Below are 16,830 nucleotides of genomic sequence, written 5' to 3'. Positions count from 1 at the left end.
CGCAGTGCGATGTGACGCTTATCAGCGACCCGAACTCACTTTCAGCACGGATGTTGTCGTTTTAAAGGGCACGCGCGCCACCGAACCCCCACCCGAAGGGGCCCGCCGCCGGCGCCAGATGTTTAAAAGAGCCCCCCGTCATCCCTGCCCGCCCCTGACGCACGTCCCGACCACCGTCCCCGGAGGAACCCGCATGACCGCCACGCTCGATCCCCGCAACGACACCCCGCCCGTAGCCGCCAGCACCGCCCCGAGCCAGTCGCTGGCTTCGGCGGGCCGACGCCCCCGACGCGTCTCCCTGGCGACCCGTGTGCACGCGCGGCTGCTCGCCGCGACGGAGAGCGGCTCCGACCGAGGTGACGTCCCCGGTTGGGTCCTCGTCACCGTCATGAGCGCTGGTGTCGTCCTCGCTGTGTGGGCCGCCGCGGAGCTTGTGCTCCCGCAGGTCTTCCGCGAGGCCGTGACGAGTGTCCGGCGCCCCTGACCGCATGCGTTCGCGGCTCGTCCGGGAGGCATCATCCGACGAGGGCTCCGCGGTCGCAGAGTTCGTCATCGCCGGAGCGTTCGTGGTCCTCCTTCTGCTCTCCGTCGTCCAGCTGGCGCTCGCCCTGCACGTGCGCACCGTGGCGATCGACGCAGCCTCGGAGGGAGCGCGGCTCGGCGCGCGCTCGGGCATGACGCTCGACGACGCGCGTGAGCGTGCGCGCGACCTGCTCTCAGAGAGCCTCTCGACGGCGTATGCGCAGGACGTCGCCGCGCGCACCGTCGTCCGCGACGGCGCGACGCTCGTCGAGGTGCGGGTCGACGCACCGCTGCCCGTCATCGCACTGTTCGGACCGCCGAGCGGGCTGAGCGTCACGGGGCACGCGCTTGTGGAGCCGTCATGACGAAGCGCGCAGAGACGCCGTTCGTCGCTCAGCTGCGGGACGACACCGGTGGCGCGGCGGTCGAGCTCGTCGCCGCGGTCGTCCTGTTGCTCGTGCCGGTCATCTACCTCGTCGTGGCGATCTCGCAGGTCCAGGCCGCGGCGTTCGCGACCGAGGGTGCGGCTCGTGACGTCGTGCGTGCGTATGTCATCGCGGAGGACGACGCGGAGGCGGTGCGCCGCGCGGACGCCGTCGCAGCGCTCGCGCTCGGCGACCACGGGATCTCACCCGGTGACGCGTCGGTCGAGGTCACCTGCTCGGTGAAACCCTGTCTCACTCCGGGAACGGAGATCGGCGTCCGGGTCGTTGCCGATGTCGTCCTGCCGGGGACCGACGTTCTCGGCCTTCCCGGAGTCTCGGTGACCGTGTGCGCCGCGCACCGGGGTGCTGTCGAGACGTTGCGGGAGGTGCCATGACGTCGGTCCGTGGGCGTGTGCGCGGCGACGACGGGCAGGTGCTCGTGCTCGTCATCGGTGTCGCCGTCGTCGCGATCGCGATCGCGGTGACGCTCGCCGCCGTGTCGGGGCTCCTGCTTGAGCGCAAGCGCCTCGTGTCGACGGCGGACAACGCCGCAGCGTTCGCGGCGGCGGACCTCAGCGCCGACGACGTCTACAGGGCGACGGACCCGGAGAACCTGGGAGCGCACGCGCTCACCGAGCGCGGTGTGCGGGCCTCGGTCGCTGCGCACCTTGCAGGGTCGGGCTTCACCGACGACCCGGTCGAGGTCGTCACGGTGACGACCGACGGGACGAGCGTCACGGTGACGCTGCGTCGCACCGTCCGGCCCTGGCTCGTCGGGACGTTCGCGGACGTGCTCGGTGACGACGGCATCGTCGTCGTCGGCACGGGTCGGGCGCGGCAGACGACCGGCGGCTGAGCTCGCCGGGGAGACGCCCCGACGACGTGCCGGACCTCCGATCCTCGGGGGCACCTGCCCGCGCGGGTAGTCTCCGAGCATGGGGAGCGGGGACCAGGGACGACGTCGTGCGCGCGCAGCGTGGGTCGTGGCAGTGTCTGCGGGCTTCGTGCTGCTCGCAGGGTGCGCCTCCGTCGACCTTCCGGACGATGGCACCACGGCACCGGCAACCACGGCGCCAGTCACCACGGCACCGGGCGCCGCGGCCACGTCGCAGGGGAGCGTGCCGACCGACGCCGACGCGCCGACAAGCACGAGCGGCGTCGGGACGGGCGGCGAGAACCACGAGCCGGAGGCGCCGACGCCGACCGGAACCGAGAGTGACGACCCCACCGACAGCACGCAAACCCCGGGCGGGGCGACGGACGACAACAGCAGCCGGCCGGGCGACCCCGACGACCTGACGACGAGCACCGGAGAGGCCACAGCGCTCGCCGCGCTGGCCGAACTCAAGGTCAAGGGCCGCGCCCCGAGGACGGGCTACGACCGCGGCGCCTTCAAGTACCGCGCCGTCGACCTCGACCGCAACGGCTGCGACACCCGCAACGACATCCTCCGGCGCGACCTCACCGGCGTCGTGCTCAAGTCCGGCACGCACGGCTGCGTCGTCGAGTCCGGCGTGCTCGCCGACCCGTACTCCGCGCTCCGCATCGACTTCACGCGCGGTTCGGCCACGTCGAACGACGTGCAGATCGACCACGTCGTCGCGCTGTCCGACGCGTGGCAGAAGGGCGCGCAGCGCTGGAGCGCGGACACGCTCGCGAGCTTCGGCAACGACCCGCTCAACCTCCTCGCCGTCGACGGGCCCCTCAACCAGCAGAAGAGTGACGGTGACGCGGCGACGTGGCTCCCGCCCAACAAGCCGTTCCGCTGCCAGTACGTCGCGCGCCAGATCGCCGTCAAGCGCGCGTACGGGCTGTGGGTGACGGCCGCTGAGAAGACGACGATGGAGCGCATCCTCGGCGCGTGCCCGGACGAGCCGCTGCCGACGGACGACTCTGTCGTCCGCGTCATCGTCCTCGGGGACAGGCCCGACGACGCCCCGAAGCCTACGAAGAAGCCCACGGGCGAGGACGACCTCGACCCCGACTACGGCACGTGCAAGGAAGCGATCCGCCACGGCGCCGGCCCCTACTACGCGGACCGCGACCCCGAGTACTACTACTACCGCGACGGTGACGGCGACGGCATCACGTGTGAGCGCCCGTAGGCTCGGGCCATGACCGAGACAGTTCTGCGCGCCACCGCTGTCCTGTGCGACATGGATGGGACCCTCATCGACTCGACCGCGGCCGTCGTCCGGGCATGGACGGAGTTCAGCGCCGAGCACGACCTCGACGTCGACGACGTGCTCGCGTACTGCCACGGCCGGCTCACGCACGCGACCGTCGACCACTTCCTGCCGCACCTGCCGGCGGCGGAACGTGACCGGCTCGCCGACGATCTCCTCGCGGGCGAGGCGGACCGCCACGACGGCGTCGTCGAGATACCCGGCGCCGCGGCGTTCATGGCGCGCCTCGCGGAGCTCGGTGTGCCGGTCGCGCTCGTGACGAGCGCGCCCCGCGACCTCGCGGTCGCGCGCATGGGTGTGAGCGGCGTCGCCGTCCCGACCGTCACGGTGACGTCCGACGACGTCTCCCGCGGCAAGCCGCACCCCGAGCCCTACCTGCGCGGCGCCGAGCTGCTCGGCGTGCCGATCGAGGCGTGCCTCGTCCTCGAGGACGCCGACGCGGGCATCGCCTCCGCGCTCACGGCCAGAGCGCGCGTGCTCGTCGTCGGCGAGCACTCGTCTGCGACGACCGAGGGCCTGCCGCGCGCCCACGACCTCAAGGACGTCACCGTCCGACGCGACGGCGACGAGGCCGTGCTGACGATCGGGACGCGACGGTGACGCGGTGCGGCGATCAGTCGATGCCGGGACCCATACGGACAAGAATCCGCGCGGATGGTTGCTCCCAGCAGTCATGTGCGCGGAATCGTCGGAGGGGGCGCCTACGGCTCCGGCCGGGTCGACGAACGCCGTCGAGGCGTAGGTCGGGTCGGCGAGGGCCGGCTATGCGCAGTTGTCGCAGACTCCGGTCGCCGGAAGCGTCATGAAGCACGTCGGGCAGACCGGCGCCTCGCGCTCGGGAACGACAGGCTTGCGCGGCGCCGCCGCCTTGCGGGGTGCTGCAGCCTTCCGGGAAGCAGCCGCCGAGCGCTGAGCGCCCTCCGGCTCGGTCACCTCGAACCCGCGCTTGCGGAGGATCGTGGCGGCGCCGGACGCCCCGCCGTGGAACTCGTCGGACGTCGCCGCGCGACCGGTCGCGTACCGGTGCGCCACGCCGAGGATCGCCTTCGAGTCGTACGTCCGACCGTCATGGACGAGCGTGTAGCCCCGGGAAGGCATGAACCCGTAGACACCGAGGAAGTTCTCAGCCCCGCGATCGTCGTACTCGGCGATCGCCTGGAGGATGTGCTGCTGCGTCACGGAAGAGAAAGTCGCCACACCCCGAGCCTAGACGCCCCCGCCGGGCCAACCCGACCGCGATCGAGCGAGGTGCACGAGACGATCGTCACGCCGACGGCCCGCGCACGAGCGGCCCGCCACGCATGGGCGTGACGCGCCGCTCGTGCGTGCCGGAGTCTCAGACCGTCGGGTCCGCGAGCCCGTCGAGGTACGCCATGTCCGTCGCGGAGATCTCGAAGTCGACGTCGGCGTTCTCGACCATGCGCGAGGGCGTCGTCGTCTTGGGGAGCGCGACCGCACCCTTCTGCAGGACGTACCGGATCGAGAGCTGCGCGACCGTGCGGCCGTAGCGCTCGGCGACGGTTGCGAGCTCCCGGCTGTCGAGCAGCGCGCCGGTAGCGAGCGGGGAGTACGCCTCGACGACGATCCCGCGGTCGGCGCAGAACGACGCGACGCCCGCCTGCGCGTGCCCCGGGAAGAACCGGATCTGGTTGGCGTGCGGAGTGACCTTCGCGGTGCCGAGGAGGGCCGTGAGGTGCTCGACCTCGAAGTTTGATACGCCGATCGCACGGAGCTCGCCGCGCTCGTACGCCTCCTCCATAGCCCGCCACACCTCGGCGTTGCCCGCGGTGTGGTCGGAGCCGATCGCGTCCCACGGCCAGGGCGCGTGGATGAGCATGAGGTCGATGCGGCCGAGCTTGTCGAGCGAGAGGCGGATGGACTCGACCGCCTCGTCGTACGTCTTGAGCTGTGCGGGGATCTTCGTCGTCACGAAGATCTCCTCGCTCGGGATGCCGGAGTCGGCGATCGCGCGCGCGACGCTCGCCTCGTTGCCGTAGGCGCGCGCCGTGTCGATGTGGCGGTAGCCGACGCGCAGGGCTTCGGTGACGGCGTCGTACGTCGCGGGTCCGTCGGGCACCTGCCACGTGCCGAAGCCGAGCGTGGGGATCGCGACGCCGTTGGTGAACGTCGTCGTCGTGGTGAACGTGGTCATGGGGGTCTCCTCGTCGGTTGCGGCCTTCCCGAGGCTACGCCCGGACGGTTGCGGTGAGGAATCAGGGCGGGTCGCGAAGCGCGCTGATGTCGGCGACGAAGTAGTCCATGACGCGGATGGTGTTGTTCAACCTCTCGGTGCCGATCGTCGTGCCGTCGATGCAGAGCGCCTTCACGAGGGTGTTCGTCTCGACGTTGGTGCCGGGCGGCTGGGGCAGCTGGACGGCGCCGAGCTCCGGCGTCCACGCGCGGTGGTGGGTGGCTGGGGCCCCCGGGATCGACGACGGCACGTCCGACTGCCACAGGGCGGTATCGCCGCACATGACCTCGCTGCCTGCTGATCCGAGGCCCACGGCGACGGGCGCCCCGGAACCCGAGACGTACATCGCGGCCTCGTCCCAGCTGCTGGAGCTGGTCTCGGGGTCGACGGCCGGCGCGGTCGACCATGCTGCCATCGTCGATGACGCCGCGCCGCGGCTGACGCAGTCGGCCCCCGGAACCGACTCGGGCACGTCGCTGCCGTTGGTCAGGCGGTAGAACGTCGAGCAGGTGAACTCGCCGTTGGTCGGAGCGACACGACTCTTCGAGGACGCGATCCACGAGATTGTCGGTCCCGCGTCGCGGAGCCACCACAGGCCGGTCTCCTCGGGCGTCGAGCAGGAGACGTGATGACGCTCAAGGTCATCTCCCTCGACCGTCGCGCGGAAGAGGCAGGAGTTCTGCAGCCCGTCGACGATGTAGTACACAGTGTCGTCCGCGACGGCCGCCTCGGAGAGGGTCTCGAGCCCGTGGGCGGTGGTGAGGGCGCGAGCTGTGCGCTGCCCGGGTGTCCACAGCTCGAGCTGGTACGGCGGCTCCCACCCGCCGTCGATCGAGCCGAAGATGAGGACGTCGTCATTTACCACCCAGGCATCCTGGACGTAGTGACCGTCATCTCGCACCAGGGTCGAGGATGACCCGTCCGGGCGCGTGTAGGTGAGGGTGACGTCGTCGTCCGCGGTGATGGTCTGGATGATCATGGCCGTGTTCGTATGGTCCAGGATGTCAACCTCTGACGTCGGGTACTTGAGCGTCAGGACCGAGCGCCACTCGAGGTCGACATCGCGTGGAGGGCCCTCCGGGGACGACGGACTTGCTGCCGGCGCCGGGGTAGTCGGGTCCGGTGCGGCCGAGACCGCGGTGGACGGATCGGCGGTCGCCGCCGGTGGGCTGGCGGGCGTGCACGCCGCGAGCAGCGCCACGGTGGCGATCGTGACGCACGCACGCACCGAGCGCCTGTTCACAGCCCGAGCGTCCGCAGCGAGACGGTCGCCGTCGGCGCGGCCACGATCGGCAGCGCCAGACTAACGGCGAGAAGGGCGGTGAGTGAGATTCTCCGGTGAGACATGAGCGAACACCCCTGAAGGCTCGTGCGAACGATATCGGATATGCCCACTATGGCAGGGGGCGTGGTTGTCGCTCGGGACCTTGGTTCCGCGATCCAGCGGTCTTCCCCGCGCCACGCGGGCCCTACCACGCTGCTCAGGCCGCAGGTTCACGCACCCTGCGCACTCACCCTTTCGTCACGTCGAAGTTCGCGTCGAAGACGTCGTCGGGATCGACGTCGGCCTTGAGCGCCTTGAGGCGCGCGAGCGTCGCGGGCGGGAACGCCTCGCGGACACGCGCGGGGGACTCGTCGGTCTCGAAGCTCGAGTACAGGCCCACGAAGTGCTCGCGCAGCGGCGCCCACGCGCGCTCGAGGCGCATGCCGTCGACGCCCATCGCGCTCACGGCGAACGACGCGGAGCGGTGCGCGTACGCGGTCGCGTCGGGCGCGACGTCCGACGCCGCGCCGCCGGTCGCACGGATCTGGAAGAAGAACACCTCGCCCGAGTCGAGCAGCGCCGCGGCCGCGGCCGCGAACTCGGGCGTCATCCGCTCAAGCAGGCCCGAGCGCGAGTGCGGCTCGCCGTCGGAGACGTGGCCCTCCTCGGGAGCGTTCGCGATGACCTGCGTGTACGTCGTGAGGCGCACGTCCTGGCCGTAGAGCGGCGAGATCGCCGCGATCGGCTGGAGCCGCTCGACGATCGTGTCCGGATCGGACGAGTCGACCATCGTCATCGTCTGCACGACCCTCGGCTGGCCCGCGCGGGGCCGCCCCATGAGGAGGAAGCTCGTCGTGTCGCGCGGCGCGTCCTGGACGTACGCGCCCCAACGGGCGAGGAAGTCCGCGGTGTCCTCCGCGTCCTGCGTGAGCGTGCCCCAGCCGAGCTCGCCGACCTCGCGCGCCTCGAGCACGAACGACGTCACAACGCCGAGGTTCGCGCCCGCACCGCGCACGCCCCAGAAGAGCTCGGTGTGCTGGGAGTCGTTCGCGACGACGACGGAGCCGTCGGCGAGGACCATCTCGACCTCGCGGACGTGGTCGATCGTCAGGCCGTGCTCGCGGCCGAGGAAGCCGATGCCGCCCGCGGTCGCGAGCCCGCCGACGCCGACGCCGCCGAAGTCGCCCGAGCTGATCGCCCAGCCGCGCGGGCCGATCTCGCGCGCGACGTCCATCCAGCGTGCGCCGGGCTGGACGCGCACGAGGCGCGCCTCGGAGTCGATGACCTCGACCTTCCGCATTTTGCCGAGATCGAGGACGATGCCGCCGGCGTTCGTCGAACGTCCCGAGATGCCGTGGCCGCCCGAGCGGATGCCGAGGGGCAGGTGCGGCTGACGACGCGCGAACGCGAGCGCGTCGACGACCTCGGCGGTCGAGCCGGGACGCAGGACGATGCCCGGCGAGCCGCCGCGCATGTAGCCGCCGCGCGCACGGTGATAGTCGCGGTCGCCCGGCTCGACGGCCGTCTCGGCGAGCGACGCGGGAAGACCGTCGTAGTCGACCTCGGGCGCACGGAGCTCGAGCGCCCTGCGGGAGCGGACGCGCACGCCGCGCGAGCCGCCCTCGACCGCGGCGTCGACGCGCTCGCGGAGCGCGGGCACGACCTCCTGCGCGAACTGCGTCATGACGGCCGGCTCGTCCGTGCCGAGGATCACCGTGCCGAGGCCGTGCTCGACGACGAGGGGGAGGAGGTCCTCGACCCAGGTCTCGGCCGGACCCTGGAGGAAGCCGGTGCGGACGGGGGAGAAGCGGCCGTTGATGTTGAGCAGGCGGCGCACCTCGCGCGGGTCGCGGCCCGCGGCCTCGGCGGCCGCATCGATCGTCGCGTTGCCCTCGACGAACGCGCGCACCCCCGTGCCCCCGTCCATCTGCGCGAGGTACGCCAGCGACGGCAGCCAGCCGTCGGCCTGCGTGCCGACGAGCCGCAGCATGCGCGGCTTGAGGGCGCCGACGACGATGGGGATCTCACGCGACGGCGACGGACCGCGCTTGGCACCGTCGACGTGGTGGAACTCGCCGGCCACGCGCAGGGGGCTCTTCTCGTGCTCGTCCCAGACGCCCCGGATGATCTCGATGGCCTCGCCGAGCGCCGTGACGCCCTGGCCGGGAGTGAGGCGGTCGGTGCCCATCGCGACCATCGCGTCCCAGAACGCGCCCGCGCCAAGACCGAGGTCGACGCGGCCGCCCGAGAGCAGGTCGAGGCTCGCGACCGAGCGTGCGAGGACCGCGGGCTGACGCAGCGGGACGTTGAGGACGTTGCCCATGACGCGGATGCGGTTCGTCTGCGCGGCGACCCACGACAGGAGGGTCCACGTGTCGAGGAACGCAGGCTGGTACGGGTGGTCCTGGAAGGTCGCGAGGTCGTAGCCGAGCTCCTCGGCGAGCTGAGCGAGCGTGACCGGGTTCTGTGCAGGACGTGCCGTCGGGGTGACGAACACCCCCGTCTCGAGCCGGTGTCCGTAGTGCACGTCGCGTCCCTCCGTCGTCGTCACGGCATGCGCCGCGTCCTCCTTTCCCAATGCTCCTCCCGTCGTGGTCATTCCCGGCACGTCCCGGACGTGACGGTGAGCACGTCCCGGGCGCTACGGCGGGCGATGGTGGATCCGCGCGGGGGGACGGTCCCCGTCGCGTACTCTTGGGGATCGTGGCCATCATCGACTTCCCTGCAGAGATCACCGCGCTGAGGACGACCCTCGCGACCATCGCGGCCGTGAGCGACCCGACCGCGCTGCGCGCGAAGATCGCGAACCTCACGGAGCAGGCGGCCGCGCCGGACCTCTGGGACGACCCGGAGGCCGCGCAGAAGGTCACGCAGGCCCTCTCGCAGGCGCAGTCCGAGCTCGAGCGCGTCGCCGGCATGGGCTCGCGCATCGACGACCTCGAGGTGCTCGTCGAGATGGCCGTCGAGGGCGACGACGCGGAGACGCTCGAGGAGGCCGAGGCCGAGCTCGCGGCGATCCGCAAGGACATCGACCAGCTTGAGATCCGGACGCTCCTCGCGGGCGAGTACGACGAGCGTGAGGCCGTCATCACGATCCGTGCGGGCGCGGGTGGCGTCGACGCCGCCGACTTCGCCGAGATGCTCATGCGCATGTACCTGCGCTGGGCCGAGCGCCACGGCTACGCGACCGCGGTCCTCGACACGTCCTACGCCGAGGAGGCGGGCCTCAAGTCCGTGACCTTCGAGGTCAAGGCGCCCTACGCCTTCGGTCACCTCTCCGTCGAGGCGGGCACGCACCGCCTCGTGCGGATCTCCCCGTTCGACAACCAGGGTCGCCGCCAGACGTCGTTCGCGGCGGTCGAGGTCGTCCCCCTCATCGAGCAGACGGACTCGATCGAGATCCCCGAGTCGGAGATCAAGGTCGACGTCTTCCGCTCCTCGGGACCCGGCGGCCAGTCGGTCAACACGACGGACTCGGCTGTCCGCATGACCCACATCCCCACGGGCATCGTCGTCTCGATGCAGAACGAGAAGTCGCAGATCCAGAACCGCGCTGCAGCGCTCCGCGTCCTGCAGTCGCGTCTTCTCCTCGAGCGTCAGGCCGAGGAGAAGGCGAAGAAGAAGGAACTCGCGGGCGACATCAAGGCGTCGTGGGGCGACCAGATGCGCTCCTATGTTCTCCAGCCGTACCAGATGGTCAAGGACCTGCGCACCAACCACGAGGTCGGCAACACCGCAGCCGTCTTCGACGGCGACATCGACGACTTCATGGCCGCCGGCATCCGCTGGCGCCGCAACCTCCAGCTCGAGGCCGAGCAGGGCTGACGCAGCCCGCACCGCCTGCCGTGACGGCCGCGACCCTCTGGGTCGCGGCCGTCACGCGTCCCGTGAGCCTGTGAGGTCCCTGGACGTCGCGCGCGGCGTGTCCCGCACGGATCGACGCCTGCGCGTGCCTAGTCTCGAGAAGGCCTCGCTGCCGCACGATCCCGTCGTGCCCGCTCGCGGCCGACCGCCCGACCCGACCGAACGGAACGTGCAGCACCCGTGATCAGCCTCGACAACGTCAGCAAGGTCTACGCGCGCGGCGCGCGGCCCGCGCTCGACTCCGTGTCCCTCGAGATCGAGCGTGGCGAGTTCGTGTTCGTCGTCGGCGCCTCTGGCTCCGGCAAGTCGACGTTCCTCCGGCTCGTCCTGCGTGAGGAGCGCCCGACGTCCGGAACCGTCACCGTCGCAGGCAAGGACGTCGCGACACTCTCGAGCTGGAAGGTGCCCGCGCTGCGCCGCCAGATCGGTGCCGTCTTCCAAGACTTCCGGCTCCTGCCGAACAAGACGGTCTTCGAGAACGTCGCGTTCGCGCTCCAGGTCATCGGCAAACCCAAGCACCACATCATGACCGTCGTGCCCGACGTCCTCGAGATGGTCGGCCTCGAGGGCAAGGAGAAGCGGCGCCCGCACGAGCTTTCGGGCGGTGAGCAGCAGCGCGTCGCGATCGCGCGCGCGTTCGTTAACCGGCCGCCGATCCTCCTGTGCGACGAGCCCACGGGCAACCTCGACCCGACGACCTCCCTGGGGATCATGCGACTGCTTGACCGCATCAACCGCACCGGCACGACCGTCGTCATGGCGACCCACGACGACGAGATCGTCGACCAGATGCGCAAGCGCGTCCTCGAGCTCGCCACGGGCGAGCTCGTGCGCGACCAGCGCCGCGGCGTCTACGGCTCGCAGCGCTGAGGGGGCTGACATGAGACTTCAGTTCATCCTGTCCGAGATCGGCATCGGCCTGCGCCGCAACCTGTCGATGACGGTTGCCGTCATCCTCGTGACGTTCATCTCCCTCACCTTCGTCGGCGCCGCGGGGCTCCTGCAGATCCAGGTCGGCAAGCTCAAGGACGACTGGTACGGCAAGGTCGAGGTCTCGGTCTTCCTGTGCCCGGCCGGCTCCCCGAACGTCCAGTGCGCCGACGGCGAAGCGACGCCCGAGCAGATCGACGCGATCTGGGCGCTCCTCGACTCGCCCGAGCTTGCGCCCGAAATCCAGAAGCCCTACTTCGAGACGAAGGAAGAGGCGTTCCGCTCCTTCCAGGAGTACTTCGAGGGTCAGGACTGGGCGCAGGCCATCACGGTCGACGACATGCAGGCGTCGTTCCGGATCAAGCTCAAGGACCCGGAACGCTACGAGATCGTCGCCGACGTCCTCTCCGGCCGCCCGGGCGTCGAGTCTGTCGAGGATCAGCGGAAGATCTTCGACTCCCTGTTCCTCGTCCTCAACCGGGCGTCGGTCATGACGGTGGGGCTCGCGGCGCTCATGCTCGTCGCGGCGACGCTCCTCATCACCGTGACCATCCGGCTCTCGGCGCTGTCCCGCTCGCGCGAGACCGGCATTATGCGGCTCGTCGGCGCGTCCAACCTCTTCATCCAGCTGCCGTTCATGCTCGAGGGCGCGATCGCGGCGGGCATCGGCGCGCTCCTCGCGGGCGGCGGCCTGTGGCTCGGCGTCAAGTACCTCATCACGGACTGGCTCGCCGGACAGGTCGACTGGGTCCCGCTCGTCGGGCAGTCCGACGTCCTCCTCATCGCCCCGCTCCTGCTCGCCGTCGCGGTCGTCCTCGCGCTCGTCGCGTCGGTCGTGACCCTCCGCCGGTACATGAAGGTGTGACCATGCTGCGCCGTGCTCTTGCCGTCCTCCTGTCCGTCGCGCTCGTCGGGCTCGTCGCTCCGCCCGCGGGTGCCGACACGCTCGACGACCTCGCAAAGCGGCAGGCTGCCGCGGAGCGGCGCAAGGCCGCCGCGGACGACACGATCGAGTCGCTCGAGCACGACCTCGAGGACACGGACCAGGAGATGGCTGCCGCGTACGTGCGGCTCACGAAGGTGCGGGCCGACCTCGACGTCGCGCAGGCGGCGCTCGACGTCGCCGAGGCCGAGCTGACGTCCGCGGAGAGCGCCGCGAAGAAGCTCGCCGACCGGCTCGCCGACGCGCAGAGCGAGGAGGCCGCGCTCGTCACGAAGATCGAGGAGCAGGTCGAGCTCAACAGGTCGACGAAGTCGTCGATCGCCGAGCTGGCTCGTCGCGCCTACCGGGGCGAGGGCGCTCCCGACTCGATGAGCCTCGTCGTCGGGGCTGAGTCGGCGACCGACTTCGTCAACAGGTTCTCGCTGTCGCAGACGGCGCTCCGCGTGCAGACGAACACCCTCACCGACCTTCAGGAGTCCGAGGCGACCGCGCGGAACTCCCAGGTGCGGCTCGAGGCCGTGCGGGAGACGGTCGCCGACCTCAAGACGGAGGCCGACGCGGCAGTCGTCGTCGCCGAGAAGGCTCGCGCAACCGCGTCGAGCAAGCGCGCCGCCGTCGCGGACCTTCTCGCGAAGGAGAAGGCTGACCTCGCGGTCATCGAGAAGCGCAAGCAGGCGCAGCTCGACGCGAAGGACAAGGCCGAGCAGGCGTCCAGCGCCCTCGCGAACGACATCCAGGACATCATCGGCCTCACGAAGAAGGAGAAGGACCGGATCCGCAAGGAGAAGGAAGCCGCGCGGAAGAAGGCCGAGGAAGCCGCGCGGAAGAAGGCCGAGGAGGAGGCGAGGAAGAAGGCCGAGAAGGACAAGGCCGGCGGCACACCGAGCACGCCGAGCACGCCCTCACCGCCGACATCGGACCCGAAGCCTCCTGCGGGCAAGGGCTTCTTCGCGTACCCGACGAAGGTCCCGCACATCACGTCGAACTACGGCTACCGGCTCCACCCCGTCCTCGGCTACGTGCGCCTCCATGCGGGCACCGACTTCCGTGCCTACTGCGGCACGCCGATTTACGCCGCCGCCGCGGGCAAGGTCGTGTGGGCGCAGTACCGCGCCGGCTTCGGCAACCAGGTGCTCATCAACCACGGTGAGGTCGGCGGCAAGAACCTCATGTCGAGCTACAACCACTTCTCGCGCTTCGCGGTGTCGAGCGGGGCGCGGGTCTCGAAGGGTCAGCTCGTCGGCTACTCGGGGAACACCGGCACGAGCACGGCCTGCCACCTTCACTTCGAGGTGTACGTCGACGGGCAGACCGTCAACCCCATGTCGATGCTCTGAGCCGCCCCGCTGCAGCCACCCCGGCCGAGTCAGGGTGGACGCCCAGTAAAGCGGTCGTCCCAGGGCGCTGCCCACCGGTATCGTGAAGGGGCCCCCACCACCCGAGGGGCAGCCGCGCGCCGCGGGCGCGCGCAGACGGAGAGGAGGGGTGATGGCCAAGGGCAAGGTGTTCCAGATCCCCGACGGCTCCAAGCAGAAGCGTCCCGACGCGGGCCGCGTGCCGACGCGGCAGCTCGTCGCGAGCAACAAGAAGGCGCGGCACGACTACACGATCGAGGACGTCTACGAGGCCGGCATCGTCCTCACGGGCACCGAGGTCAAGGCGCTGCGCGCGGGACGCGCGTCACTCGTCGACGCGTTCGTGCTCATCGACCGTGGCGAGGCGTGGCTCGAGCGCGCGCACATCTCCGAGTACACGCAGGGTACGTGGACCAACCACGCGCCGCGCCGCAAGCGCAAGCTGCTGCTCCACAAGAAGGAGATCGTGCGGCTCGCGAACGACGCCGACGCCAAGGGCACGACGATCGTCCCGCTGCAGATCTACTTCCTCGACGGCCGCGCCAAGGTCGAGATCGCGCTCGCGCGCGGCAAGAAGGAGTACGACAAGCGTCAGACGCTCCGTGAGCGGCAGGACAACCTCGAGGCGCACCGCGCGATGCGTCGCCGCGAGCTCACCTGACACCACCGGCTCGCCCGTGTGCGGCGGGCGGCTCTGCACGCTACGGTGTCGACCGTGCATGGACTCAGGGGACAGTTCAGTCGTTCTGCGCGCCTTCTCGGCGCGCTCGTCATCGCCTTCGGGATCGTCGTCGCGGGTGCGCTGCCCGCTCAGGCGAGCTCGTCGTGGCGCATCACCCGGTACGACGTCGACGTCGTGCTCGACGACGCGGGCACGGCCCGCGTCACCGTCGACCTCACGTTCGACCTCGCGGGCGGCGGCCACGGGCCGCTGCTCACGCTCGTCACGCGGCACGGCTGGGACGCCGAGCACGACCGGACGTACGCGTACGACGACATCGAGGTGACGAGCCCGACGGCACCCGACGACCTCGACGTGCGCACGACGTCGCACGCGCTCGAGCTGCGAATCGGCGACCCTGACGTCACCGTCCGCGGCACGCACGAGTACACCCTCACGTACACCGCGCGCGGGCTCGTCAACGGGGCGAGCTCGACGAAGGACGGGGACCAGCTCTACTGGAACGTCCTCACAGACGTCAGCGTCCCGATCGAGAACCTTGCCGTCACGGTGCGTGCGCCCGGGCCCGTCACCGATGTCGTGTGCCACGCCGGCAGGGCTGGGCGACGTGGCGGGTGCTCGTCCGAGAGCGCGAAGGGCAAGGTGGCGACGTTCACGGCCGACCGGCTTCCCGTCGGCGGTGCGATGACCGTCGTCGCCGTGACGCCGGCGGGGACGCTCGGCGACCCGGCACCGCGGCTCGAGCCCACGACCGCGTCCGGCGCGGCGCTGCGGCCGTTCCTCGGTCTCGAGCCCGGCGAGGAGCTGTCGTTCGGGGACCGCGCGCTCTCGGCGTTCGCGCCCGACGCCCTCGTCAGCCGGGTCGCGACGACGGTTCTCGGCGGGACGGCGCTCGTCGGCGTGCTGCTGCTCGTGCGCAGGGGCCGAGACCGGGGTACCTCGGGTGCCGATCGTGCGGGCGTCGCTGGGGCGGGGCCCGACGTGCGGGGCGGCACCGACGGCGGCGTCGGCCCGCTCCCGTGGCCTGCCGCCGAGATCGGCGTGCTCGTCGACGGCCGGGCCGACCCTCGTGACCTGCTCGCGGCCGTCCTCGACCTCGCGCGGCTCGGGCACGTCCGCATCGAGACGACGGGGGAGTCGCGCGGCACGCCGCTCATGGTGCGGACCCTGCGGGGACCTGACGACGGCCTGTCGCCGTTCGCCCGCGCGGTCCTCGTCGAGGCGTGCCCGGCCGTCGGGCAGGCGCTCGAGATGGCGTGGACGGTCGACGAGCTCGCGGCAAGGTCGAACCGTCTGCGGGCGCAGCTCGACGCCGACGTCACGGCGCGCGGCTGGTTCACCCAGCCCCCGGGACGCCGCCGTGCCCGGTGGTGGGCGGCGGGCCGACGGATGCAACGGGTCGCGTGGTGGGGCGGCGCGCTCGTCGTCGTCATCCAGGTGCTCCGCGGCACGGACGTGCTCGTGGGCGCCGTGTGGTGGTGCGTGGGCCTGTGGATCCTCGGGGGAATCGTCAGGCTCGTGTCGCGGTTCACGGTCGGCGTGACCGCGCAGGGCGCCGCCGCTCGCCGCGAGATCGCGCGCTACCGGCGCGAGGTGCGAGCGATGCGCGTCGACCCGCGGTCGGGTGGAGCGGACCTCGCGGCGCACGTGGCGGTCCTCGTCGCGCTCGGCGACGAGAAGGTGGCCGTCCGCGCCGCACACGCGCTGGCAGCCACGGGTGGGGTGGTGGGCGCGCCGGGCTGGGCTGCAGGCTGGGAGGACCCCGAACGGTTCTACGACGAGCTTCCGCGATACACGACGCGTCTCCGTCGGGACCTCGAGAGCGAGCAGCGGCGCCGTGAGCGTGCGTCGTCGAGCGCATCCGACGACAGCAGCACGCACGGGTCGTCGGGCGGCTCAGGCCGGAGCGGCTCATCGTCGTCGGGCTCGGGGACGGGCGGGGGCAGCGCCGGCGGCTGGTGACTGCGGCGCCGGCGACTGGTGAGCGCGGCCGGAAATACGGTGGGGCGGCGGAGCGTTCATCGACTAGAGTGGAGACGTTCGTCAGGCACACCCCTCGGGGTGGCGCTCACGGGCGTTGCTTGACAACTGCACAGGGGGTGATCGGTTTCGACGGTGGTCGTGCTTCGAGAAGAAGCGGGCCGAGAATGCAGACTTATCTCGTTAACGATGTCTGCAAACCAATAGGTGCCGATTCCAAGCGCACCGACTTCGCCCTCGCCGCCTGAGCGAGCCTCGAAGTCCGTCAGTCCGGGCTAGCTTCCGTCCCGGGTCCTGGCGTCATCTAGGAAGCCACTGCTCGCGTCGTTCGTCGCTGACGACGCGGGGACTCTTAGGCGACTGGGCCTGTCAGCTGAGCGTCTGCTCGAGGGCTGGGGCCGAGAAAATCCACTAGCAGACTGCGCCCGGAGAAGATCTGGATACGCGTCACCGGACCGGGGTTCGATTCCCCGCACCTCCACCCCTGT

The 16,830-nt window shown here is 71.0% G+C and carries 16 protein-coding genes and 1 other RNA gene; 13 read left to right on the top strand and 4 right to left on the bottom strand.

Annotated elements, in window-relative coordinates; genetic code table 11:
- Window positions 1-193 precede the first annotated feature (193 nt).
- The 6 genes from C1729_RS14730 (at window position 194) to C1729_RS06040 (ending at window position 3,733) form a co-directional block, all read left to right on the top strand.
- The gene (locus C1729_RS14730) at window positions 194-484 is read left to right on the top strand and encodes a hypothetical protein (RefSeq protein ID WP_207204569.1); all 291 of its coding nucleotides are present in this window, start codon (window positions 194-196) and stop codon (window positions 482-484) included.
- 4 nt (window positions 485-488) lie between these two features.
- Entirely contained in the window at window positions 489-887 is a 399-nt protein-coding gene (locus C1729_RS06060; protein ID WP_102510553.1) for a TadE/TadG family type IV pilus assembly protein, read from the top strand.
- Window positions 884-1,342, top strand: a complete 459-nt coding sequence (locus C1729_RS06055; protein ID WP_102509140.1) for a pilus assembly protein TadE — start codon at window positions 884-886, stop codon at window positions 1,340-1,342. Before C1729_RS06060 ends, C1729_RS06055 begins: the two co-directional genes overlap by 4 nt.
- Complete coding sequence (locus C1729_RS06050) at window positions 1,339-1,803, top strand: hypothetical protein (RefSeq protein WP_102509139.1); 465 nt, start codon at window positions 1,339-1,341, stop codon at window positions 1,801-1,803. The genes C1729_RS06055 and C1729_RS06050 overlap by 4 nt, the downstream gene beginning before the upstream one ends.
- A gap of 262 nt (window positions 1,804-2,065) precedes the next feature.
- Window positions 2,066-3,052, top strand: coding sequence for a GmrSD restriction endonuclease domain-containing protein (locus C1729_RS06045; protein WP_340637940.1), 987 nt, complete (start codon window positions 2,066-2,068; stop codon window positions 3,050-3,052).
- Window positions 3,053-3,061: 9 nt separating this feature from the next.
- Window positions 3,062-3,733, top strand: coding sequence for an HAD-IA family hydrolase (locus C1729_RS06040; protein ID WP_102509137.1), 672 nt, complete (start codon window positions 3,062-3,064; stop codon window positions 3,731-3,733).
- Window positions 3,734-3,895: 162 nt separating this feature from the next.
- Here the strand turns inward: C1729_RS06040 and C1729_RS06035 are convergent, their stop codons facing one another.
- The 4 genes from C1729_RS06035 to C1729_RS06020 all read right to left on the bottom strand — a co-directional run bounded on the left by C1729_RS06035 (window position 3,896) and on the right by C1729_RS06020 (window position 9,139).
- On the bottom strand, window positions 3,896-4,330 hold the full coding sequence (locus C1729_RS06035) for a ScoMcrA-related endonuclease (RefSeq protein WP_102509136.1): 435 nt from the start codon (window positions 4,328-4,330) through the stop codon (window positions 3,896-3,898).
- A 139-nt stretch (window positions 4,331-4,469) separates the two neighbouring features.
- Window positions 4,470-5,285, bottom strand: coding sequence for an aldo/keto reductase (locus tag C1729_RS06030; RefSeq protein ID WP_102509135.1), 816 nt, complete (start codon window positions 5,283-5,285; stop codon window positions 4,470-4,472).
- 61 nt (window positions 5,286-5,346) lie between these two features.
- Entirely contained in the window at window positions 5,347-6,303 is a 957-nt protein-coding gene (locus C1729_RS06025; RefSeq protein WP_129590678.1) for a hypothetical protein, read from the bottom strand.
- A gap of 532 nt (window positions 6,304-6,835) precedes the next feature.
- On the bottom strand, window positions 6,836-9,139 hold the full coding sequence (locus C1729_RS06020) for an LLM class flavin-dependent oxidoreductase (RefSeq protein WP_242493733.1): 2,304 nt from the start codon (window positions 9,137-9,139) through the stop codon (window positions 6,836-6,838).
- Window positions 9,140-9,291: 152 nt separating this feature from the next.
- Between C1729_RS06020 and prfB the strand changes: the two genes are divergently transcribed.
- From prfB to ssrA, 7 genes are all read left to right on the top strand, one after another.
- Window positions 9,292-10,413, top strand: a complete 1,122-nt coding sequence (gene prfB / locus C1729_RS06015) for a peptide chain release factor 2 (protein ID WP_102509132.1) — start codon at window positions 9,292-9,294, stop codon at window positions 10,411-10,413.
- A gap of 219 nt (window positions 10,414-10,632) precedes the next feature.
- On the top strand, window positions 10,633-11,322 hold the full coding sequence (gene ftsE, locus C1729_RS06010) for a cell division ATP-binding protein FtsE (RefSeq protein ID WP_102509131.1): 690 nt from the start codon (window positions 10,633-10,635) through the stop codon (window positions 11,320-11,322).
- A gap of 10 nt (window positions 11,323-11,332) precedes the next feature.
- Window positions 11,333-12,247, top strand: coding sequence for a permease-like cell division protein FtsX (ftsX, locus tag C1729_RS06005; RefSeq protein ID WP_102509130.1), 915 nt, complete (start codon window positions 11,333-11,335; stop codon window positions 12,245-12,247).
- A 2-nt stretch (window positions 12,248-12,249) separates the two neighbouring features.
- Window positions 12,250-13,662 carry a M23 family metallopeptidase gene (locus tag C1729_RS06000; RefSeq protein WP_102509129.1) on the top strand — a complete coding sequence of 471 codons (1,413 nt, stop codon included), beginning with the start codon at window positions 12,250-12,252 and terminating at the stop codon, window positions 13,660-13,662.
- 151 nt (window positions 13,663-13,813) lie between these two features.
- Window positions 13,814-14,341, top strand: a complete 528-nt coding sequence (gene smpB, locus C1729_RS05995) for an SsrA-binding protein SmpB (RefSeq protein ID WP_102509128.1) — start codon at window positions 13,814-13,816, stop codon at window positions 14,339-14,341.
- Window positions 14,342-14,395: 54 nt separating this feature from the next.
- The gene (locus C1729_RS05990; protein WP_165375432.1) at window positions 14,396-16,324 is read left to right on the top strand and encodes a DUF2207 domain-containing protein; all 1,929 of its coding nucleotides are present in this window, start codon (window positions 14,396-14,398) and stop codon (window positions 16,322-16,324) included.
- A 133-nt stretch (window positions 16,325-16,457) separates the two neighbouring features.
- Window positions 16,458-16,826: a transfer-messenger RNA gene (ssrA, locus tag C1729_RS05985) on the top strand.
- The last annotated feature ends 4 nt before the right edge of the window (window positions 16,827-16,830 follow it).

The organism is Sanguibacter massiliensis (genome assembly GCF_900240335.1).
Taxonomy (GTDB): Bacteria; Actinomycetota; Actinomycetes; order Actinomycetales; family Cellulomonadaceae; genus Flavimobilis; species Flavimobilis massiliensis.
The sequence above is the reverse complement of the archived record's forward strand: the minus strand, read 5'-3'. Positions and strand labels throughout refer to the sequence as shown.